This is a genomic window from Mesorhizobium sp. M7A.F.Ca.US.010.02.1.1 (genome assembly GCF_004023085.1).
Taxonomy (GTDB): Bacteria; Pseudomonadota; Alphaproteobacteria; order Rhizobiales; family Rhizobiaceae; genus Mesorhizobium.
The window spans coordinates 17,987-38,363 of the sequence record NZ_RZRV01000044.1 but is presented as its reverse complement, the minus strand read 5'-3'; the positions used below and the strand labels follow the sequence as shown (position 1 = coordinate 38,363).

Genomic DNA, 20,377 nt, shown 5'->3' with positions numbered 1-20,377 from the left:
ATCATTGCCTTGCTTTTCCAATATCCGTGACGTAGCTTGTTTGCACATTGGCAAAAAAACCGCCAAAGTTTTTTCCTTTTGTGAAAGACGGGGACTTTGCGAGAACATCTCGATCTGACCGATCGGCGGCTGGTCAAACAGCTGTCGCAGGATGCACAGCCGGGCATCAACCGCATCGCGGAGATATTGGCGATTTCGGTGCCGACGGTGCGCACGCGGTTGCGCAACCTGCTCGACCGCAACCTGCTCAAGATCGTCGGCCTGCTGAATCTGACCGAGCGTCCCGAGCTGATCTCGGCCATTGTCGGCATCAATGCCCAAGGGCGCGGCCGGGCCCGCGAACTGGCGCAGCGCATTGCCGAACTGCCCTTCGTCAACTCGGCCTCGGTCGTCACCGGGCGCTTCGACATCATCGTCGACGTAACCGTGGCGGGTGACGTCGCCGACCTCTACCGCGTCACTAGCGAACTGATCCCGGGTGCCGGCGAGCCCGGCGAAGTCGTGCGCAGCGAAACCTTCGTCGTCATGGCGTCCTGCAACAAATGGGTCAGCCTGCCGGAAGGCTGCTGGTCGGACGACCGCAAGGAGCCGGCATGAAGATCGCGGTACTCGGCGGCCTCGGCCTGCAAGGCCGGGCGGCAATCGCCGACCTTGTTGCCAGCGACGGCGTCGAGGAAATCGTCTGCGTCGACACCGCAGCGGATGGCCCGGCCCGGCTTGCCGGCCTGACCGATCTTGCCCGTGTGCGCTTCGTCGTGCCTGAAGGCGCGATCGGCCCGGCGCTGGCCAATGTGCTTGATGATGTCGACGCCGTCATCGACCTGTTGCCGCAGCCATTGATGCGCGAGGCGGTGCAGGCCGCGATCGCCACGCGCACGCCGCTGGTCACCACCAACTACGCCAAGTCGATCGCCGATCTGGCGCCGGCCGCCGAACAAGCCGGCGTCTCGATCATGACCGAATGCGGGCTCGACCCCGGCATCGACCTCGTACTCTACGCGCGCGCCGCCAGGCAGTTCTCTTCGATCACCGCGATCGATTCCTATTGCGGCGGCATCCCCGAGCCGAAGGCGATGGCCAAGCCGCTGTGCTACAAGGTGAGCTGGAATTTCGACATGGTCCTGGTCAGCCAGAACCGCGACAGCGTCATGATCGAGGGCGGAAAGCGCGTCGCGGTGCCGGCCGGCCAGCAGCACGAAAACCCTTTCATCCATGAGATCGAGGTCGCGGGCCTGGGCAGGCTGGAAGCGTTCCCAAATGGCGATGCGCTGCATTATGTCGAGATGCTGGAGGCAGCCAAGGGTCTGCGCCGTTCCGGCCGCTACACGCTGCGCTGGCCGGGATGGTCGGCCTTCTGGGCGCCGCTAAAGGAGCTCGGTTTCCTCTCTGAGGACAAGGTGCCCGGCACCTCCAACAGCCCGCGCGAATTCCTCGGCCGGCTGCTCGGCCCGCAACTGCAATATGGTCCCGGCGAGAAGGACCTGTGCGTGATGCGCAATGTCTTTTCCGGCCTCGAAAGCGGCCGCGCCAAGACGGTGACGTCGGACCTGATCATCGAGCGGGACCTGGCTTCGGGCCTGTTCGGCATGAGCCTCGGCGTCGGCTATCCCGCCAGCATCGTGGCGCAGATGCTGGCGCGTGGCGAGATCACCAAACCCGGCCTGCTCAACCCGCTGCTGGACGTGCCCGACGAACCCTTCTTCGACGAGCTTGCCAGACGCGGCATCAAGGTCACCGAGACGGTGGCCTGGGACTGAGGATTTTCGAACGGTGGCTGCCGCCGGCAACGGCGCTGCCGCTCAAAAAGCACCCCAAAGGGTGAAAAACAACGAAGACATGGAACAATAAAACAAGGAGGACTACCAAATGAAGATTGCCAAGCTTTTCATCGCCGGACTTGCGCTCGCCGGCCTTACCACTGCTGCCTCAGCCGGAACACTGGACGACATCACCAAGCGCGGCGAACTGCGTGTCGCCGTGCAGACCCAGGGACCCCCTTTCTCGCTGGTTGGCGCCAATGGCGAACGCACCGGCAGTTCGGTTGAACTGGCCGAACTGATGGCCAAGGAAATGGGTGTGAAAATCACCTTCCTCGATTTCGACTGGGATGGTCTGATCCCGGCGCTGCTGTCAGGCAAGGCCGACCTTCTGGTCGCCGACATGACACCGACGCTGGCGCGCGGCATGAAGGTCGCCTTCACCACGCCTTACATGTACACCGGCAGCACCGTCTTCACCAAGGCCGACAGCAAGTTCAAGACCACCGAAGACTGCAAGGCCAAGGGCACCAAGATCGCCGTGCTGCTCGGCGCCACCGGCGAGAAGGAAGCCAAGAAAGCCTTCCCCGACGCCGACATCAAGAGCTACAAGGGCGGCGGTCCGCTGCTGCTCGACGCCGTCAACAACGGCCAGGCCGATTGCGGCGTCAACGACGTCTCGGCGGTCAAGGGCCAGTCGACCGCCTATCCGGCCGGCAGCTTCACCATCATGCCGGACCTTCTGTCGAAGGAGCCGCTTGCCTTCGCCACCCGCTATGACGAGCCGGACCTGCTGGTCTGGATGAACCTGTTCCTCAACCAGGTCACCATCGATGGTCGCCTGCAGAAGAACCTCGACTACTGGGTCAATTCCGACGCCTGGAAGAAAGACCACTAAGCAGCGATAAACCCAGGCGGTTAGCGCGCGTCTCAAGCGCCGCGAAACCGCCTGGAATTTCGCTTCATCCGTCGTTTCCTGCACTCTGGGGATTGCACCCAACGATGCTCGAAAATTTCAGTTTCCGCACCATCGTCGAATACCTGCCGCTGTTCGGACAGGGCCTGATCACGACCGTCTGGCTGTCGGCGCTGTCCTTTGTCGGGGCGCTCATCGTCGGCATCGTGCTGTGCGCCATGAATCTGCAGCGCGGCTGGCTGTTTCGTGTGCCGGCCAAGGCTTATATCGATGCGGTGCGTGCCACGCCCTTGCTGGCGCAGCTCTATTTTCTCTATTTCGGCCTGCCCCGGCTCGGCTTCGTCCTGCCGGAACTCGTCGTCGGCATCCTCGCGCTGTCGTTGAACAGCGGCGCCTATATCGCTGAAATCATTCGTGCCGGCATCCTGTCGATCCCGCGCGGTCAGGTCGAAGCCAGCGTCGCCTCGGGCATGACCTATGTCCAACGGATGCGCCTGGTCGTGCTGCCGCAAGCCTTCAAGGTGACGATCCCGCCGCTGCTTGGGCAAGCCATCGTGCTGGTCAAGGATTCCGCCCTTCTGTCGCTGATCTCGGTTGCCGAACTGACGCGCGCCGGCCAGTTGCTCGCCTCCGACCGCTTCATGCCGGCCGAAGGTTTCCTCACCATCGCCGCCTTCTATCTGCTGCTCTATTACGGACTGAAGGGACTGGCTGGCGTCTCCAGCCGCTGGCTCGGCACGGCGGGGGCGCGGACATGATCTGGCAACAACTGCAAAGCCTCGCCGGCTCCTATCCGCTGGCCCTGCGCGGCCTCGGCATGACCGTGATGCTGTCGCTGATCAGCCTTGTGCTCGGCACCTTGCTCGGCTTCGGCCTCGGCATCCTGCGCACCGGCGGCAACCAGCTGATCTCGGGCTTGATCGGGGCCTGGGTCGACCTGATCCGCGGCACGCCGTTCCTCGTGCAGATCTTCCTGATCTTCTTCATCCTGCCGGAGTTCGGCATCGAGCTTGACGCCTTCACCGCCGGCATCATCGCGCTGACCAATCTGGCCGCCTGCTTCATCTGCGAGATCGTCGTCGCCGGCATCCGCTCGGTGCCGACCGGCCAGGTCGAGGCGGCGCTGGCGTCCGGCCTGTCGCGCTGGCAGCGCATGCGCCAGGTGGTGCTGCCGCAGGCCATGCGCATCGTGCTGCCGCCGCTGGTCGGGCAGTATGTGCTGCTGATCAAGGATTCTTCCGTCGTGTCGGCCATCGGTCTCACCGACCTCACCCGCGTCGGCTGGCTGGTGGTGCAGCGTGTGCCCAACGGCCTCTTGGTCTTCTTCCTCGTCGGCGTCGGCTATTTCATCGTATGCTATCCCCTGATCATGCTGGCCCGTCGGCTGGAGCAGCGCATGGGCGCGGCACATGGCGAGGTGCAGTTGTGACTTCCAACCCCAAAGGTCCAGAAAACATGACCACAACGGGCCTTGCCAAGACCGGTATGATCGACTTTCGCGGCGTCAACAAATGGTTCGGCTCGCTCAACGTGCTCAAGGACATCACGCTCAGCGTCGAGCCGCGCGAAGTGGTCGTCGTCTGCGGCCCGAGCGGCTCGGGCAAAAGCACTCTGATCCGCTGCGTCAACGGCCTGGAGGCGATCAAGAACGGCGACCTCGTCGTCGACGGCCAACGCCTGGGCGACCCCGCCACCAACATGACGCAGCTGCGCACCGAGATCGGCTTCGTCTTCCAGTCGTTCAACCTCTACCCGCATAAGACGGCACTCGAGAACGTCACGCTAGCCCCCATCCATGTCCGCAAGATCCCGCGTGCCGAGGCTGAAAAAGCAGGCCGTGAATTGTTGGCCAAGGTTGGCCTCGCCGACAAGGTCAATGCCTATCCCGCACAGCTCTCCGGCGGCCAGCAGCAGCGCGTGGCGATCGCGCGTTGCCTCGGCATGCGGCCCAAGATCATGCTGTTCGACGAGCCGACCTCGGCGCTCGATCCCGAGATGATTTCCGAAGTGCTCGACGTCATGGTGGCGGTCGCCGAGGAAGGCATGACCATGATGGTGGTGACGCACGAGATGGGCTTTGCCCGCAAGGTCGCCCAGCGCGTGGTGTTCATGGACGCCGGCGCCATCGTCGAAAGCGGCACGCCGGACGAGTTCTTTTCACACCCCAAGACCGACCGCAGCCGCGCTTTCCTGAGCAAGATTCTCAGGCATTGATGTCACGCCTTATAAGACATGCTTCTTTTTCGGTGTATCGACGAACCTCCGTTTGGGCAATGCGGGGCTTCCGTCATTGACGACATAGCGCAAACGCGCTGCAAGCCGTGCTTCCGCTTCAGGCCAATCCTTGAGACTTACCGGAAGCCGCGCGATGAGCTTCAGTTCGCGATCGTAAAGATCCACATGGACGAAAGGAATAGCGACGACAACGACAATGACTTGTCCAAAGCCTGCCAACTCGGAGAGTGGGATCGTTTTGTTTCTGAAGAGACGACGGTAGATGATGTTTTCGCCTTCGATGCTCCAACGTGCGTATTGGACAGCAATCCCGGCCACCATGAGACCGACAAGGAAAACACCGATGACCACTCCGGACCAAAGCTCGGCCGGGGTCTGCGCTTCGGGATGCGTGAAAATACCATAGATCATGGCTGCCAATGCGCCCCCGGCGCCCAGACAAACAAACCATCCCAGCGTTCGTTTTGCTGACCCGGTCTTGAATACGATCATTCTGCATAAGATTCCACCTGGTTCACTGTGACCGCGGGTAGCGGGAACCCCGCGACGCATTCGATGTCGAGCCGGTCTTCCCGGCGCTCCATAAGAGCCAGGTTTCCGTCGGCAGTACACTGCGGTAGATGCAAAAGGGATTGCGGTCGATCCCCACTCTCAGCGTTCCGGACCCTTTTGCAGACCATCATGATCGGCGCCAGGTGCCAAGTCACGCGAGATGGGTCACGAACGCTGGCAGGCCGCCCCGCCGTCTGAGCAGCACGATGGCGAGGAAGGCGATCACGCCGCTCGCGGCGACGACGACCAGCACCCACAGCGAATTGGCGACGGATGTCCGCGCCATCATGAAGGCGAGCGCGAACGGCGCGAAGGCCGAGGTGAACTGACGGGCAGCGCTCGCCCATCCGAGCCGCGCACCATAGCCCTCGCGGCCGAAGAGTTCGAGCGGCAAGGTGCCGCCGACGATGCTGGTGAGGCCGGAACCAAGGCCGAACAGCAACACGAACAGGAAAGCGCCTGGCAGCCATGGCGTCGTCAGGAGCAGTGCGCACAGCCCTGCTGTGATCAGCGATGCGGCGATGACGGCGAGGTGCGTCTGCTGCAGCCGCCCGCCAAACAGCATGTTGATCAGCCGGCTGGCGACCTGCGCCGGCCCGAACAGGGTCGAGACGAAGAGGCCTGCGGTTCCGAGCCCCAGCGCCGCCGTCAGCGGCACCATGTGGATGAGGATCGCCGACAGCACGAAGCCCTCGGTGGCGAACCCCGCCAGCATGAGCAGGAAGGCGGTCCGGCCGCGCCGCGCATCGAGCCGCGTGCCCGCTTCATCGGGGGCGGACCCGCGCTCTTGCGGCATGACTGCTGCATGGCGGCGCGACAGGCGCATCAGCCACGCGTGGATCGGCAGGCATAGGCCGAGATTGAGAGCGGCGAACAAAAGATAGACCTCGCGCCATGTCAGATGCGCATGCAGCGCCGAAGTCAGCGGCCAGAACAGGGTCGAGGCGAACCCGGCGATAAGCGTCAGATGGGTGATGCTGCGCTGCGGTCGGGGAACCCCGATCTGCACGATCGCAACGAAGGCGGCGCTGTAGAGAACGAAGCTGGAGGCCAGTTCCATCGCCAGCAAGGCCACAACGAAGCTCACGCGGTCGGGCGCGACGGCGCACAGCGCCAGCGCCACGGCTGCCGCCACCGAGCCGACGGTCATGATGCGGCCGGCGCCGAAGCGGTCGGCCCACCGCCCGGCAGTCGGCGCGAACAGGCTGCCGGCAAACAGCGAGGCCGACAGCGCGCCGAACACCCAGCCTTCCGTGAGCCCGAACTCCCCAGCCATTGCCGGCGCCAGGATCGAGAAGCTGTAGTAGAGCGTGCCGTAGCCAATGATCTGGGTCAGCCCAAGCGCCCAGATCGCCTTGCGCAGGACGGATCGTTCAGGCATCGGCGCCGGCCGCCATATCCTCTCGCGGCTCGGTGGCCGGCGCGGTTGCGCAGCCGCAACCCGATGCGCCGGTTGCCTTGGCGTCCGCATCCCTGACGCAGCAGGCATCGACAGCGGCCGGCGCGGGCCCGCCACAGCAGCCGGCGCTTGCCGCTACCGTCGCGACACCGACGGCGCAGCACACGCCGGTCTCCGGCAGCACCAGCCGGACCTCGCGGGCCGCGGCATGGTCTCCGGCAATATCGGCCACCACCGAGCGGACCTGCTCGTAGCCGGTCGCCATCAGGAAGGTCGGGGCACGGCCGTAGGATTTCGAGCCGACGATGGTGAAGCCCGGTTCGGGATGGGCGAGCTCTGCAATGCCATGCGCGGGAACCGTGCCGCATGAGTGGAAGTTTGGATCGATCAGCGGCGCCAGTGCCGGCGGCGCCTCGACGGCGGGATCGAGCGCGATGCGGATTTCGCTCAGGAACGACAGGTCTGGCCTGAAGCCGGTGGTGACGACGATGCGGTCGATGGCCAGGCTGAACGGCTTGCCACCCAGGCCGGCATCGACAACAAGCCCCTCGCCCTGCGTCTTGATGCCGTTGACGGCGAAGGGCGCCAGCATGTTCAGCCTGCCATCCGCCATCGCCTGCCTGGCAGCCAGCCCAAGCGCGCCGCGTTCCGGCAACTGGTCGTTCAGCCCGCCGCCGAGCAATCTCTCGATGCTGGCGTGGCGCAGCGCCCAGAAGATTTCGGTGCCAGGCGCCGCATCCTGCAGCTCCATCAGCGCCAGCGCGACGTTGATGGCCGAGTGCCCGCCGCCGATGACCAGGATGCGCTTGCCCGCATAGTCTTCTCTCGCCTTGCCGAGCACGTCGGGAATGCCATAGGCGATGCGTGCCGACGCCTCGCCTTCGCCGGAAACCGGCAGCCCGTCGACGCCGATCGGATTTGGCCGCCACCATGTTCCGGACGCGTCGATGACGGCGCGCGCGAGAACGCGGTGTTCGCCGCCGGCATCGCGATAGCGGATGACGAAGGGCGCGTCCTTGCGGCCATCATTGGCGACCTTGTCGTGTCCCTGACGGGTGATCGCGGTGACCTCGGCGCCGAGCTTCAAATTGGCGGCGATCGCGGGAAGCCGGCCAAGCGGCGTCAGATAATCGCGCACGATCTCGCCGCCGGTCGGCAGGCCCTGGCTGTCCGGCGCCGTCCAGCCGGAGCGGTCGAGCAGCGCCCGCGCCGCCGTATCGATGTTGTATTTCCATGGCGAAAACACCCGCACATGGCCCCAATCGAGCAGCGCCGCACCCACGCTTTCGCCGCGCTCCAGGATCAACGGACGAATGCCGCGCTCGACCAGATGCGCCGCGGCTGCCAGCCCGACCGGGCCGGCGCCGATCACCGCGACGGGAAGGTTTGCCATCATGTCCATAGGTTCGATCCTTCCGGTATGTTCGAATTATAAGTGCAAAAAAATCAAACCAGTGCTTTGCCGACGGCGGGCGCGCAGACGGCGTCAGCGCAGCACTCGTCGGCGAGATAGCCGATCAGCGCATTCATGCCGGGATAGTTGGCGCGGCAGATCAGCGTCGTCGCTTGCCGCTCCTGCGTGACAAGCCCGGTGTCGACCAGCCGTTTGAGGTGATGCGACAGCGTCGATGACGGAATGTCGAGCTTGCCCTGGACGCTGCCGACGGCAAGCCCGTCGTCACCGGCGCGCACCAGGATGCGATAGAGCTGAAGTCGCGTCGGATTGCCGAGTGCTTCAAGCTGGGCAGCTGCTTTTTCGAGTTTCATGGAAATAAACTACGCGGCACTTTTCGCGCCGTCAACTTAATTTCGAAAAATATGGAAATAACATCAGCCGGCGCGTTTGCCCGAGGCGCCTGTGATCACCTCGCCATCCTCCTTGGTGAACGCACCGATCTCCGGGTTGGGCAGGATGTCCAGCACCTTTTCCGACGGCCGTGCAAGGACGACGCCGAGCGGGCTGTCCACGATCGGCCGGTTGATAAGGATCGGATGTGCCAGCATGAAATCGACGATCTGCTCGTCGGACCATTTCGGGTCGGCAAGGCTGAGTTCGGCATAGGGGGTGCCCTTCTCGCGCAGCAGGTCTCGCGGTGTGATGCCCATCGCGGCGATCAGTTCGACTAGCCTTTGTCGCGACGGCGGCGTCTTCAGATATTCGATCACCTCCGGCTCCTCGCCCGACTGCCGGATGATGGCCAGCGTGTTGCGCGACGTGCCGCAATCGGGGTTGTGGTAGATGGTGATGGTCATTTCGAGGCCTTCCCAGTCGACATGGTATTCCGGACGGCGCCACCCTTCTCGTACCAGCCCTTGCTGCGGTTCACGATCCACACCACCGACAGCATGACCGGAACCTCGATGAGCACCCCGACCACGGTGGCAAGAGCCGCGCCCGAATTCAGCCCGAACAGCGCGATCGCGGCGGCCACCGCCAGCTCGAAGAAGTTCGACGCGCCGATCAGCGCCGATGGTCCAGCCACGCAGTGCCGCTCGCCGCTGAGGCGGTTGAGCAGATAGGCAAGACCGGAGTTGAAATAGACCTGGATCAGGATCGGCACTGCCAGCAGCACGATCACCAGCGGCTGCGCAATGATCTGCTCGCCCTGGAAGCCGAACAGCAGTACCAGCGTCGCCAGCAAGGCAATCAGCGACAAGGGCTGCAGCGTGGCAAGCAGGGCATCGAGCCCGACCTGTCCCCTCGCTGCCAGCAGCCGGCCACGAACTAGCTGCGCGACGATCACCGGCGCGACGATGTAGAGTGCGACCGACAGCATCAGCGTGCCCCATGGCACGGTGATCGCCGACAGGCCGAGCAGCAGGCCGACGATGGGGGCGAAAGCGACGATCATGATCGCGTCGTTGAGCGCCACTTGCGAAAGCGTGAAATTCGGCTCGCCGCGCGTCAGGTTCGACCAGACGAAAACCATCGCCGTGCAGGGCGCCGCGGCAAGGATGATCAGCCCGGCAATGTAGGAATCGATCTGCACGGCGGGCAGCCATGGCCGGAACAGCCAGCCGATGAAGAGCCAGCCCAGCAGCGCCATCGAGAACGGCTTCACCGCCCAGTTGATGAACAGCGTCACGCCGATGCCGCGCCAATAGGTGCCGACCCTGGCCAGCGAGGCGAAATCGACGCGCAAGAGCATCGGCACGATCATCAGCCAGATCAGCACGGCGACAGGAATGTTGACCCTGGCGATCTCGGCCGACGCGATGGCTCCGAACACGCCCGGCAGCAGATGGCCAAGCGCGATGCCCGTGACGATGCACAGTACAACCCACACCGTCAGATATTTCTCGACGAAGCCGATGCCGGGCCGCACCGCCACAGCTGCGTTCAAAGCATGATCGGTCATGATGGCTTTCCTTGTTCGAACGGCGCGCGGCGGACAGTCACAAGCCCCTCAGCAGTCACAGGTCACGGCATTGATGACGGGACGGCAGAGCTCCGGCGCGCCATTGCAGCAATCTTCCATCAGATAGGCCAGCAGGTCGCGCAAGCCGGTCATATCGGCGACATAGCGCACGGTCCTTCCGTCGCGTTCGGGACGGATCAGCCCGGCATGGGCGAGCACCTTCAGATGCGCCGACATGGTGTTCTGGACCGTGTCGAGCCTCGTTGCGATCTCGCCCGCCGGGATGCCTTCCGGGCCGGCACGCACGAGCAGCCGGAAGACATCCAGCCGCGTCTCCTGGCCAAGTGCGGCCAGCGCGTTCAAAGTGTCCTTCTTATCCATATATCTGAATCCTTGGATTTATGGATACGTGCTACCGACTCCCCCACGATCTGTAAAGGGTCCGCCCACCATCAGGTGACGGCCAGCACCTTTCCCGTATCGTGCTGGCGCACGAAGTCCACGCGGGCGCCGTCCCAGTGGTAGCTGTAGTGGCGGCCCTGGACTGGAATGGTAATGACATCGGGCCAGAAGATGCCGATGCAGCCGCCGCCCGGCATGCGCACGCTGTTCCATACCAGTCCGTCGCTGCCTTCGGCCCGCAGCGCCCGCCCTTCCGCCTGCGAGGCGGAATAGTCGTCCGGGTCGAGCACGCCGGGCACGGCGTTGACGTCATCGAGGTCGCGGTCGACGCTGCCGATCAGCACGCGGAAATCCGCCGTCCAGCCCGGCCCCTCGTTGGTGGCACGCATGAATTTCTGGTGGTGGTGGATGGTCTCGGCCAGCGCGACGTCCTCGCTGTCGCCGGCATAGTAGATGCCGTAGCTGCCATCCGAAAAGCGTCCCGGCCGCAGCGTCGAGCAGTGCACGAAGGGCGCCATCACGAAGCTGGCGCCGGGGCCGGAAACCCGCCTTGCGGCCGACACCTTGCCGAGATCGCCGATCTCCAACCTTATGCGCGGGTTTGTCTTCGCCTCGACGGCGGCAAGCGCCTCCCAGTCGCGGGGGTCGGCAATGTCCTCGAAGAGGTCGATGGGCGGATGGATGGAGCGGATGATGCGGAAGGTCTGGTGCCAATGGACGCCGCGCCGGACCGCAAGCCCACTCACCATGCACTACGCTCCGCATCGAGCCATTCGCGCATCGCCGAGAGATCGGAGATTTCGCCGCGCAGCATCAGGTCCAGCGCCGACTGGCCGCCGAAGGTGGCATTGGGCTTGCGTATCCAGGCATAGCCGCGCGCCGGCTCCGTGAACAGATAGCGCAGGCCCTTATGGATGCCCATCAGATGCGCCAAGCGGGTGCGCAGGTCGCGGTCGATCCTGCCGACGCCGCCTTCCTTCACCCCAGTCTTCCAACGCGCCCAGGTCCGCGCCGACATGCCGCCGAGCAGGATGCAGGCCTCCAGGTCGGTGAGATTCCAGGCCTTGAACAGATTGACCGTGGTGCGCGCCAGCGCGCCAGCTTCTTCATCCGAGATAGCGGCTCCGACCGTGGCCGGCGTGGTGACGATGGACTGAAGCTGCATTTTGTGCCTCGCTATTGGCAGACATATAGCATGTATTTGCCAATTGGCAAGATAACTCCAACCGCATCTTGATGGGAAGAGGATGGCGGGACGTGGCAGGGCTTGGGTTCCTCGCCCCCACGGAAGTGGGGGAGAGGAATCCAAGTCCTGGAAGGTTGCCGCCAGTACCCCGCCTACTCCGCCGCCTCATACCCCGCGATGCCCTTGATCTCCAAAAAATCCTCGAGCCCGTATTCGGCATACTCGCGGCCGTTGCCCGACTGCTTGTAGCCGCCGAACGGCAGGCCGGCGTCCCATTGGGGATAGTTGATGTAGACATTGCCGGTGCGCATGCGCGCCGCGACTTCGCGCGCCTTCTTCATGTCCTTGGCCTGGATGTAGGAAGCGAGGCCATAGACGGTGTCGTTGGCGGTCTCGACCACGTCGTCGACGCTGTCATAGGGCATGATCGCCAGCACCGGCCCAAAGATCTCCTCGCGCGCGATGCGCATGTCGTGGGTGACGTCCGCGAATACCGTCGGCCTGACATAGTAGCCGCGGTTAAGCTCGGCCGGCCGGCCTGGGCCGCCCGCTACCAGCGTCGCACCTTCATCGATGCCGGCCTGGATCAGGTCCTGGATCTTGTCGAACTGGACCTGGCTGACGACCGGGCCGAGCTTGGTGCCGGCGGCGTCAGCGGGGCCGACGGTGAACTTTTCCGCCGCGGCCTTGGCATAGCCGGCCGCCTCGTCATGGCGGTCGCGCGGCACGAACATGCGCGTCGGCGCGTTGCAGGACTGGCCGCTGTTGCTGAAGCAGCCGGCGACGCCCTTGCTGACGGCGCTTGCGAGGTCGACATCCCCGAACAGGATGTTGGCCGACTTGCCGCCAAGCTCCTGATGCACGCGCTTGACCGTGTCGGCGGCGGCCTTGGCCACCAGGATGCCGGCGCGGGTCGAGCCGGTGAATGACATCATGTCGATGTCGGGATGGCTGGACAGCGCCTGGCCGACGCCGGGACCGTCGCCATTGACGAGGTTGAAGACGCCCTTCGGCACGCCGGCCTCGTCCAGGATTTCGGCGAAGATGATGGCGTCGAGCGGCGCGATCTCGGAGGGCTTGAGCACCATCGTGCAGCCGGCGGCCAGCGCCGGACCGACCTTGCAGGTGATCTGGTTGAGCGGCCAGTTCCACGGCGTGATCAGCCCGACGACGCCGATCGGCTCCTTGACCACCAGATGGTTGCCCTTGACGTGGCGGAATTCGAAACTCTTCAGCACGTCGGCCATCTTCTGCAGATGCGCAAGACCGATGCCGACCTGGCTGTCCAACGCCATCTGGCGCGGCGCACCCATCTCGCGGGACACAGCGACGGCAAGATCGCCACTGCGCTTCTTGTAGACCGCGATGATGCGGTTCAGCAGGTCGAGCCGCTCACCAACCTCTGTAAAACCAAAGCTGTTGAAGGCGCGCTTGGCGGCAGCCACCGCCTTGTCGACATCGGCCTTGGAGCCTAGCGAAATCTGCGCAAAGGCGTCCTCATTCGAGGGATCTATGACGTCCAATGTGTTGGGCACAACAGGATCGACCCACGCGCCATCGATATAGAATTGCAGATTGTGTGACATGGTTTTCTCCTTGGCCGCATGGCCGCGCCGGGCCGTCATATCTGGCTGGAGATAACGATGCACAAACGCCGCTGTCAAACGCAACCCCCGAAGTCGTTGAGCCAGTGCGGCAGTGATTGAGCCAGAGCGGTTGGGCCAGCGAGTAGTGGTGGGGATGGACTACAGCAAGATATGCCCGGCCTCGACCAGAAACCGCCTCGCGGCGGCCTGATCCGTCGCTTTCACCAACAGATGGTCACCATCGAAAGTGGACACCAGGAAGATGCCCAACCCGTTTTCCGACAACGGCTTGATAACCGACAGCACGATACCGGTTTCATCGAAGGCAAACGGGCCCTCGAGTTTGAAGGCCACCCAGTCGATATCCTGCTTGACGGCATGCGGCACGCGGTCCTGCAAGCAAACGATCGAAAGCTCGTCGTCAGTCCTTGTGATGCTGACGAAGCCTGGCCCGTCCGCCCAACCGGGAATGATCTCGCCCGCCTCCAGCCGGGAAACCGCGTAAAGCCCTAGGAGTTGCTTAAGCCTGACCCTGGCAGCCATTATCGAACTCCTTCGTCAGATTGCCGGTAATCCCGCGAGCCTCTTGCTCATATAGACCGTCATGCCGCCCATGAACGGCTCTTCCCGATCGATGACATAGCCCTGCCTCTTGTAGAGCGACACATTCGCCTCGAAGGCGCCATTGGTCAGCAGGCGAAGCTCGGCACGTCCTGCTTCGATTGCCTTGCGCTCGGCCAGCTCCAGCAACAGCCGGCCAATCCCTCTCCCCTGCGCATCCGGTGCCACGCAGACATTCTCGATCCAGAGGTGATCTGCGGCCAGGATGGTTTCGATCATCCCGACAATGCCGCCATCCTCGACGGCGAGATCGAACGGATGCTCGGCAACAGCCTTGTCGTAGTCGGCGCGCATAGGCAGCGGCTCGCGGCCGATCACCGGCACCCATTTGACATAGGCGGCACGAACGATATCCCGGATCGCGGTGGCGTCAGCGGGCTCGGCGGGCCGAAGCCGGATAGAAGAATTGTTGGTCATCAAAGTGCTCCAGATATGAAAACCCCCGCCGGCGGTGTCGCGGGCGGGGCTGGAAACGAACGAACCGGATCTATCCTGCCGGTCTTTGTCGTCGCGCAATCAGTCTGCCGCTCCGCACTGTGCAGGTGCGGCGTCGCTTGGTGTTGGTGGGCGCGAGGACGAACATGGCGCCAAGCTGGAACATGATGCGTGGCGCTGTCAAGGCGGCTGCTCGATCGGTAATGTCTCATGTCATGGAATCGCTGCGGGCCTTGCGATAAACGGCAATCGATGGACAAAATATGACCGGAACGCTGAACAAGGGTGCGGATGGTTGCCATCCTGAACCTGGCCTATTTCGGGATCGAGTTTGCCGTAGCCGTCTGGATCGGATCGGCATCGCTGTTCGCGGACAGCATCGATTTTCTGGAGGACGCATCCGACAATCACCGCCGCCGCCGTCGAGATGCAGGGACGCGCGGCAAGCAACAATTACTGGGCCAGTTTCTCCCTCCCCGCGCAACACAGCCTGACCGCGCCTTCGGGAATCGTTGCCCCCGGCGGCCGGTGGCGGCGCAATGCCCGGCCAATGGAACACCCTCCATCGCCGTCGCCGATATCCACACAAATCCGGCGGACCCGGCCCGGCCTTGGCGGCGGACGGGAATCTATCAGCCGCATCTGGTGGACGACGACCAGCGGAGCAACGACCGCGGCATGTTCTAGGCGACGCGCCGGCAGGCGATGTCGCATCTGGACTGCACCCGCAGTCGTTCTATCTTTTTGCTCGACCCAGACCAAGCACCGGAGCCATCGCCGTGACCGTTACCGACCTCTATCGAGGCTACATCGCCTGCCTCAACAATCAGGATTGGCAAAATCTGCATCGCTTCGTCCATGACGAGGTCCACTACAATGGCGACCGCGTCGGGCTGTCGGGTTACCAAGAAATGCTGGAGCGCGATTTTCGGGAAATCCCGGACCTCTATTTCGACATCCAACTGCAAATCGCCGAACCGCCGTTCATAGCCAGCCGGCTCCAGTTCAACTGCACGCCGAAGGGAACCTTCTTCGGCCTGCCCATCAACGGCCGGAAGATCTCCTTCAGTGAGAACGTCTTCTATGAATTCCTCGACGACACAATCAGGAACGTCTGGTCGGTGATCGACAAGGCGGCGATCGAAGCGCAGCTTTAATCCAGGTCGGCCAGAAGATGACGCACAGCCAATGCCCGACCGATCGTTCGTAAAAACCGATCATTATGACGAAAATAATTCGTTGGAAAGATTATTTGAGGAATGGCATTCCTCCGGCACACCCGTCCGGAGCATTGCATTGTCTTCCATTTCCCACTTCGCGAACGATATTCCGAAAAGCGCTTTTCCTGCCGATCTGACACCAGGACGGAAATCCCTCAACTGGAATGGCATCGTCCCCGGCATCGTCTTGGTCACGATGATCACTGCGGTCGCCTTCTCGGCCCGCAATGTCTCCGGCTTCGCCTTGTTCAGCCCGATGATCCTGGCCGTCGTTGCCGGCATGATCTACTCCAACGTGCTGGGCACACCGGTGCACGCCAAAGCCGGTATCGCATTCTCGCAAAGGCGCCTGTTGCGCTTCGCCATCGTGCTGCTCGGCTTCCAGCTGACGCTCGGCCAAGTCGTCTCGATCGGCGCCGGCGGCGTCGGCATTGTCGCGGCCACGCTTGGTGCCACCTTCGTTTTCACCATCACGCTCGGTCGGCTGATCGGCGTCGACGCCAAGCTGGCGCAGCTGATCGCCGCCGGCACCTCGATCTGCGGCGCCTCGGCTATCGTCGCCACCAACATCGTCACCGATGCGCGCGACGAGGACGTCACCTACGCCGTCGCCTCGATCACCTTGTTCGGCACCGTCGCCATGCTCGGCTTCCCGCTCATGGCGCCCATGCTCGGCCTCGACCAGCACGCTTTCGGCCTGTGGGCCGGCGCCTCGATCCATGAAGTGGCGCAAGTCATCGGCGCCGGCTTCCAGAACGGCACCCAGTCCGGCGAGATCGCCACCGTCGCCAAGCTGACCCGCGTCGCCATGCTGGCGCCGATGGTCGTCGCGCTCGGCCTGATGGCGCGCCGCAGGAGCAGCAGTGAGGTGGCGGCGCGGCCGCCCATGCCGTGGTTCGTCGCCGCCTTCGTCGCCATCGTGGCGCTGAACAGCCTCGTCACCGTGCCGGCCGAGGTGAAATCGGCAATGGCGCTCGCCACCACCATCATGCTGACCATGGGGCTGGCCGCCATGGGCCTGCAGGCCGACATCTCGCAGTTGCGCTCACGCGGCCTGCGCCCCTTGGCGCTCGCCTTCTCGGCCTTCCTGTTCATCGGCTGCTTCAGCCTGCTGCTGGTGAAATTCGCCTAGTCTAAACCGGGCCTAGTCCTCGAACGAACTCGACGCGGCATAGATCGCCGCCAGCGTCTCGATGCCGGCCTGGTCGGCCTTGTCGAAGCGGCCGGGCAGCGGACTGTCGAGATCGAGCACGCCGAAGACGCCTTCATCGTCCTCGAGCAGCACCACCAGTTCCGAGCGCGAGTCGGCATCGCAGGCGATGTGGCCGGGAAAATCATGCACGTCCTTGATCAGCATCGAGGTGCCGAGTTCGACCGCCGTTCCGCACACGCCCTTGCCGACGGCGATGCGCACACAGGCCGGCTTGCCCTGGAACGGCCCGAGCACCATTTCCTCGTCCGACTGCAGGAAATAGAACCCGGCCCAGTTGAGGTCCGGCACCATCTGGAAGATGAGTGCTGCGGTGTTGGCGGCGTTGGCGATCGAATCGCGCTCGCCGTCGAGCAGCGCCTTAAGCTGAGTGGCGAGGTCGCGGTAGAACGCGGCCTTGTCTGAGGTATCGATGGCCTTGGCCGCAAACATGAACGTGTCTCCGTATCGAGGATAGCGGTTCGTCCGATCGCTTCACAAAGTCCCGGCGAGCTCCGCAACCAGGACGGCCGCCTGCACAGTCTAGCGTGGATTGCGTCCCCTCCGAAAGCCGCAAGATCAGGGGTGCCTCCCGGCGCTGAGCCGGACGGCAAGGCAGCTATGCGTAAACTTTGCGATCATCTTGAGAATCATGACGGCCCCGATCGGGGCCGTCATTCACCTCTCAAACAGATCGGACAAGTCCCGGGTTTTAGTAGCCGCCCATACCGCCACCGCCGCCCGCCGGGGCAGCGTCTTTCGGCGGAACGTCGGTGATCATCGCTTCGGCGGTGATCAGAAGGGCCGCGATCGAACCGGCATCCTGCAGTGCGGTGCGCACCACTTTCGCCGGATCGACGATGCCTGCCTTGATCATGTCGACATAGACCTCGTTCTGGGCGTCAAAACCCTGATTGTGGTCCTTGCTGTCGGTGAGCTTGCCGACGACGATCGAGCCCTCGACGCCGGAATTCTCGGCGATCTGGCGGATCGGCGCTTCGAGCGCCCGCAGCACGATCGTGATGCCGGCCGTGACATCGGCATTGGCGCCGGTCAGGCCGCCAAGTACCGAGCGGGCACGCAGCAGAGCCACGCCGCCGCCGGGCACGATGCCTTCCTCGACCGCCGCGCGGGTGGCGTTCAGCGCATCGTCGATGCGGTCCTTCTTTTCCTTGACTTCCGACTCGGTGACGCCGCCGACGCGGATGACGGCTACGCCGCCGGCGAGCTTGGCCAGCCGCTCCTGCAGCTTCTCCTTGTCGTAGTCGGAGGTCGTCTCCTCGATCTGGCCCTTGATCTGGGCGACGCGCGCCTGGATCGTCGCCTTGGTGCCGGCACCGTCGATGATCGTGGTGGTGTCTTTCTCGATCAGCACACGCTTGGCGCGGCCGAGCATCTCGATGGTGACGTTTTCAAGCTTGATGCCGAGGTCCTCGGAGATCATCTGGCCTGATGTCAGCACGGCGATGTCTTCCAGCATCGCCTTGCGGCGATCGCCGAAGCCCGGCGCCTTGACGGCCGCGACCTTGAGGCCGCCGCGCAGCTTGTTGACGACCAGCGTCGCCAGAGCCTCGCCCTCGACGTCCTCGGAGATGATCAGCAGCGGCCTGCCGCTCTGCACCACCGCTTCGAGGATCGGCAGCATCGCCTGCAGATTGCCAAGCTTCTTCTCGTGGATGAGGATGTAGGGCTCTTCCAGCTCGACGCGCATCTTGTCGGCATTGGTGACGAAATAGGGCGAGAGATAGCCGCGGTCGAACTGCATGCCTTCGACGACATCGAGTTCGGTCTCTGCGGTCTTGGCTTCCTCGACGGTGATGACGCCGTCATTGCCGACCTTGTCCATCGCCTTGGCGATCATCTCGCCGACGCTGGCATCGCCATTGGCGGCGATGGTGCCGACCTGTGCGATCTCGGCCGACGACTTGACCTTCTTGGCGCGCGCCTGGATTTCCTTGACCACGGCGGAAACCGCCTGGTCGATGCCGCGCTTCAAATCCATGGGGTTCATGCCGGCGGCGACCAGCTTGGCGCCTTCGCGCAGGATCGAGGCGGCCAGCACCGTGGCGGTGGTGGTGCCGTCACCGGCGAGGTCGTTGGTCTTCGAGGCCACTTCGCGCACCATCTGGGCGCCCATGTTCTCGAACTTGTCGGCAAGCTCGATTTCCTTGGCGACGGTGACGCCGTCCTTGGTGATGCGCGGCGCGCCATAGGCCTTGTCGATGATGACGTTGCGGCCCTTGGGGCCGAGCGTGACCTTCACCGCATTGGTGAGGATCTCGACGCCGCGCAGCATGCGGTCGCGCGCATCGGTGGAGAATTTGATTTCCTTGGCAGACATGATTTTTATCCAGTTCGTTCGGAGAAAATGAGGTCAGGCAGCTTTCTTGGCGGCCACGGTCTTGTCGGTTACAGCCGTCTCGCCCTTGTCGATGATCCCGGTCTCGCTCTTGTCGATGACGCCCATGATGTCGGCTTCCTTCATGATCAGAAGGTCCTCGCCGTCGATCTTGACCTCGGTGCCCGACCATTTGCCGAACAGGATGAAGTCGCCGGCTTTGACGTCGAGCGGAACAAGCGCGCCGTTTTCGTCGCGTGCGCCAGGGCCGACGGCGATGACTTCGCCCTCCTGCGGCTTTTCCTTGGCAGTGTCGGGGATGATGATCCCGCCCTTGGATTTGATATCGCCTTCGGCGCGACGAATGACGACGCGGTCGTGGAGTGGCCGAAATTTCATGGGAACTTTCTTTCTGGGGCCGGCACAGGCGGCCACGCCCCTCCTCTATAGACGCGTTGGCACTCGATAGATAGGAGTGCCAAAAATTATTCGCGGACCACATTAAATATTCAAAAGTATTATTTCGGCTGGCCGTTTCGTGATATCCGCAGAATGTCAAATAATTCAAAAGATTGAATTTTGCCGATCGAGTGCCTATTTATCGGACAAGTTCACTTTCACGATTTCAGGCACAAGGGAGATTTCTTCGATGGCCGAAGGCAATCAGACGATCATGGAAAAAGCTGAAGCCCGCTTTGTCGACAAGCAAAAGAAGACAGCGGAGAAAAACAAGGCGACCGCCGAATATATGTCCGAGGCAAGAGCCAGGGAGATCAAGACGGCAAGGCTGAGGGAGCTTCGGTTGGCCAAGGAAGAGGCCGATCGTGTCGCCGAGGCCCTCAATCCGACGCCGAAGAAGAAGCGGGTGACCAAGAAAGCCACGGAGGCCAAGACATGAGCCTCACCTTTCCCAACCGCAGCCGCAGCTATGACGAAGCGGGCCAGCGCATTCGTTTCGTTGGCCATGACGGCATGTTTCAGATCTCGTTTTCCGTCGGTGCCGACGCCATGGCCAAGATGCGGCCGGGCACAGCTGCCGATGAAGCCGGTTATCTCCAGACATTCGACACCGAGAGCAGCGCCATCCGCGAGGTGGCGTCGAAGGCCTATGACCGCACCCGCAAGAGCATGTATGTGCTGACGGCGGCCGATTTCGGCTGAAATGGCGGCGAGTTGGCGCTG

Annotated in this window: 25 protein-coding genes and 1 pseudogene; 11 read left to right on the top strand and 15 right to left on the bottom strand. The window is 63.3% G+C overall.

Annotation, left to right across the window (positions count from 1 at the left end; all coding sequences use genetic code 11):
- The first annotated feature begins 96 nt into the window (after window positions 1-96).
- The 6 genes from EOA19_RS29575 (at window position 97) to EOA19_RS29550 (ending at window position 4,887) form a co-directional block, all read left to right on the top strand.
- A complete protein-coding gene (locus EOA19_RS29575; RefSeq protein WP_023813263.1) occupies window positions 97-597 on the top strand; it encodes an Lrp/AsnC family transcriptional regulator in 501 nt (166 codons plus the stop codon).
- Window positions 594-1,757, top strand: coding sequence for a saccharopine dehydrogenase family protein (locus tag EOA19_RS29570; RefSeq protein ID WP_023813262.1), 1,164 nt, complete (start codon window positions 594-596; stop codon window positions 1,755-1,757). The genes EOA19_RS29575 and EOA19_RS29570 overlap by 4 nt, the downstream gene beginning before the upstream one ends.
- Before the next feature lie 109 nt (window positions 1,758-1,866).
- Entirely contained in the window at window positions 1,867-2,655 is a 789-nt protein-coding gene (locus tag EOA19_RS29565) for an ABC transporter substrate-binding protein (RefSeq protein WP_023813261.1), read from the top strand.
- A gap of 104 nt (window positions 2,656-2,759) precedes the next feature.
- Entirely contained in the window at window positions 2,760-3,431 is a 672-nt protein-coding gene (locus EOA19_RS29560) for an amino acid ABC transporter permease (protein ID WP_023813260.1), read from the top strand.
- Window positions 3,428-4,102, top strand: coding sequence for an amino acid ABC transporter permease (locus EOA19_RS29555; protein WP_023813259.1), 675 nt, complete (start codon window positions 3,428-3,430; stop codon window positions 4,100-4,102). The genes EOA19_RS29560 and EOA19_RS29555 overlap by 4 nt, the downstream gene beginning before the upstream one ends.
- Window positions 4,103-4,158: 56 nt before the next feature.
- Window positions 4,159-4,887 carry an amino acid ABC transporter ATP-binding protein gene (locus EOA19_RS29550; RefSeq protein ID WP_031213610.1) on the top strand — a complete coding sequence of 243 codons (729 nt, stop codon included), beginning with the start codon at window positions 4,159-4,161 and terminating at the stop codon, window positions 4,885-4,887.
- A gap of 9 nt (window positions 4,888-4,896) precedes the next feature.
- On the opposite strand, the gene EOA19_RS29545 is transcribed toward EOA19_RS29550, so the two are convergent.
- The 12 genes from EOA19_RS29545 to EOA19_RS29490 form a co-directional block, all read right to left on the bottom strand.
- Window positions 4,897-5,400: a hypothetical protein gene (locus tag EOA19_RS29545; protein ID WP_128305598.1), complete on the bottom strand. Its 504-nt coding sequence runs from the start codon at window positions 5,398-5,400 to the stop codon at window positions 4,897-4,899.
- Between the two features lie 211 nt (window positions 5,401-5,611).
- Entirely contained in the window at window positions 5,612-6,841 is a 1,230-nt protein-coding gene (gene arsK / locus EOA19_RS29540) for an arsenite efflux MFS transporter ArsK (protein WP_128305597.1), read from the bottom strand.
- Complete coding sequence (locus EOA19_RS29535; RefSeq protein ID WP_128305596.1) at window positions 6,834-8,261, bottom strand: NAD(P)-binding domain-containing protein; 1,428 nt, start codon at window positions 8,259-8,261, stop codon at window positions 6,834-6,836. Before EOA19_RS29535 ends, arsK begins: the two co-directional genes overlap by 8 nt.
- Before the next feature lie 44 nt (window positions 8,262-8,305).
- Window positions 8,306-8,626 (bottom strand): metalloregulator ArsR/SmtB family transcription factor, encoded by a 321-nt coding sequence (locus tag EOA19_RS29530; RefSeq protein WP_023809325.1) that lies wholly within the window; start codon window positions 8,624-8,626, stop codon window positions 8,306-8,308.
- A gap of 63 nt (window positions 8,627-8,689) precedes the next feature.
- On the bottom strand, window positions 8,690-9,112 hold the full coding sequence (arsC, locus tag EOA19_RS29525) for an arsenate reductase (glutaredoxin) (RefSeq protein ID WP_023809326.1): 423 nt from the start codon (window positions 9,110-9,112) through the stop codon (window positions 8,690-8,692).
- Window positions 9,109-10,173, bottom strand: a complete 1,065-nt coding sequence (arsB, locus tag EOA19_RS29520; protein ID WP_032908875.1) for an ACR3 family arsenite efflux transporter — start codon at window positions 10,171-10,173, stop codon at window positions 9,109-9,111. The genes arsC and arsB overlap by 4 nt, the downstream gene beginning before the upstream one ends.
- Window positions 10,174-10,266: 93 nt before the next feature.
- Window positions 10,267-10,599 (bottom strand): metalloregulator ArsR/SmtB family transcription factor, encoded by a 333-nt coding sequence (locus tag EOA19_RS29515; protein ID WP_128305595.1) that lies wholly within the window; start codon window positions 10,597-10,599, stop codon window positions 10,267-10,269.
- 71 nt (window positions 10,600-10,670) lie between these two features.
- Window positions 10,671-11,369, bottom strand: a complete 699-nt coding sequence (locus tag EOA19_RS29510; protein WP_128305594.1) for an RES family NAD+ phosphorylase — start codon at window positions 11,367-11,369, stop codon at window positions 10,671-10,673.
- Window positions 11,363-11,785 carry an MbcA/ParS/Xre antitoxin family protein gene (locus EOA19_RS29505; RefSeq protein ID WP_128305593.1) on the bottom strand — a complete coding sequence of 141 codons (423 nt, stop codon included), beginning with the start codon at window positions 11,783-11,785 and terminating at the stop codon, window positions 11,363-11,365. Before EOA19_RS29505 ends, EOA19_RS29510 begins: the two co-directional genes overlap by 7 nt.
- A gap of 173 nt (window positions 11,786-11,958) precedes the next feature.
- Window positions 11,959-13,392 carry an aldehyde dehydrogenase family protein gene (locus EOA19_RS29500; protein ID WP_128305592.1) on the bottom strand — a complete coding sequence of 478 codons (1,434 nt, stop codon included), beginning with the start codon at window positions 13,390-13,392 and terminating at the stop codon, window positions 11,959-11,961.
- 159 nt (window positions 13,393-13,551) lie between these two features.
- The gene (locus EOA19_RS29495) at window positions 13,552-13,935 is read right to left on the bottom strand and encodes an ACT domain-containing protein (RefSeq protein WP_128305591.1); all 384 of its coding nucleotides are present in this window, start codon (window positions 13,933-13,935) and stop codon (window positions 13,552-13,554) included.
- Between the two features lie 15 nt (window positions 13,936-13,950).
- The gene (locus EOA19_RS29490) at window positions 13,951-14,430 is read right to left on the bottom strand and encodes a GNAT family N-acetyltransferase (protein ID WP_128305590.1); all 480 of its coding nucleotides are present in this window, start codon (window positions 14,428-14,430) and stop codon (window positions 13,951-13,953) included.
- Window positions 14,431-14,739: 309 nt separating this feature from the next.
- Between EOA19_RS29490 and EOA19_RS29485 the strand changes: the two are divergent.
- The 3 genes and pseudogenes from EOA19_RS29485 to EOA19_RS29475 form a co-directional block, all read left to right on the top strand.
- A pseudogene (locus EOA19_RS29485) lies at window positions 14,740-14,856 on the top strand (cation transporter); the annotation flags it as partial.
- Window positions 14,857-15,227: 371 nt separating this feature from the next.
- A complete protein-coding gene (locus EOA19_RS29480) occupies window positions 15,228-15,605 on the top strand; it encodes an ester cyclase (protein WP_164893073.1) in 378 nt (125 codons plus the stop codon).
- 139 nt (window positions 15,606-15,744) lie between these two features.
- Window positions 15,745-16,800 (top strand): YeiH family protein, encoded by a 1,056-nt coding sequence (locus tag EOA19_RS29475; protein ID WP_128305589.1) that lies wholly within the window; start codon window positions 15,745-15,747, stop codon window positions 16,798-16,800.
- A 12-nt stretch (window positions 16,801-16,812) separates the two neighbouring features.
- Here EOA19_RS29475 and EOA19_RS29470 read toward each other — a convergent pair whose 3' ends face one another.
- The 3 genes from EOA19_RS29470 to EOA19_RS29460 all read right to left on the bottom strand — a co-directional run bounded on the left by EOA19_RS29470 (window position 16,813) and on the right by EOA19_RS29460 (window position 19,594).
- Window positions 16,813-17,310 (bottom strand): GAF domain-containing protein, encoded by a 498-nt coding sequence (locus EOA19_RS29470; RefSeq protein ID WP_127271638.1) that lies wholly within the window; start codon window positions 17,308-17,310, stop codon window positions 16,813-16,815.
- Between the two features lie 259 nt (window positions 17,311-17,569).
- Window positions 17,570-19,198, bottom strand: coding sequence for a chaperonin GroEL (gene groL, locus EOA19_RS29465; protein ID WP_128305588.1), 1,629 nt, complete (start codon window positions 19,196-19,198; stop codon window positions 17,570-17,572).
- 33 nt (window positions 19,199-19,231) lie between these two features.
- Window positions 19,232-19,594: a co-chaperone GroES gene (locus tag EOA19_RS29460; protein WP_128305587.1), complete on the bottom strand. Its 363-nt coding sequence runs from the start codon at window positions 19,592-19,594 to the stop codon at window positions 19,232-19,234.
- 250 nt (window positions 19,595-19,844) lie between these two features.
- Here EOA19_RS29460 and EOA19_RS29455 point away from each other — a divergent pair, with 250 nt between their 5' ends.
- Both EOA19_RS29455 and EOA19_RS29450 read left to right on the top strand, forming a co-directional pair.
- Window positions 19,845-20,093 carry a hypothetical protein gene (locus EOA19_RS29455; protein ID WP_023760015.1) on the top strand — a complete coding sequence of 83 codons (249 nt, stop codon included), beginning with the start codon at window positions 19,845-19,847 and terminating at the stop codon, window positions 20,091-20,093.
- Complete coding sequence (locus tag EOA19_RS29450) at window positions 20,090-20,356, top strand: DUF1488 domain-containing protein (RefSeq protein ID WP_128305586.1); 267 nt, start codon at window positions 20,090-20,092, stop codon at window positions 20,354-20,356. The genes EOA19_RS29455 and EOA19_RS29450 overlap by 4 nt, the downstream gene beginning before the upstream one ends.
- The last annotated feature ends 21 nt before the right edge of the window (window positions 20,357-20,377 follow it).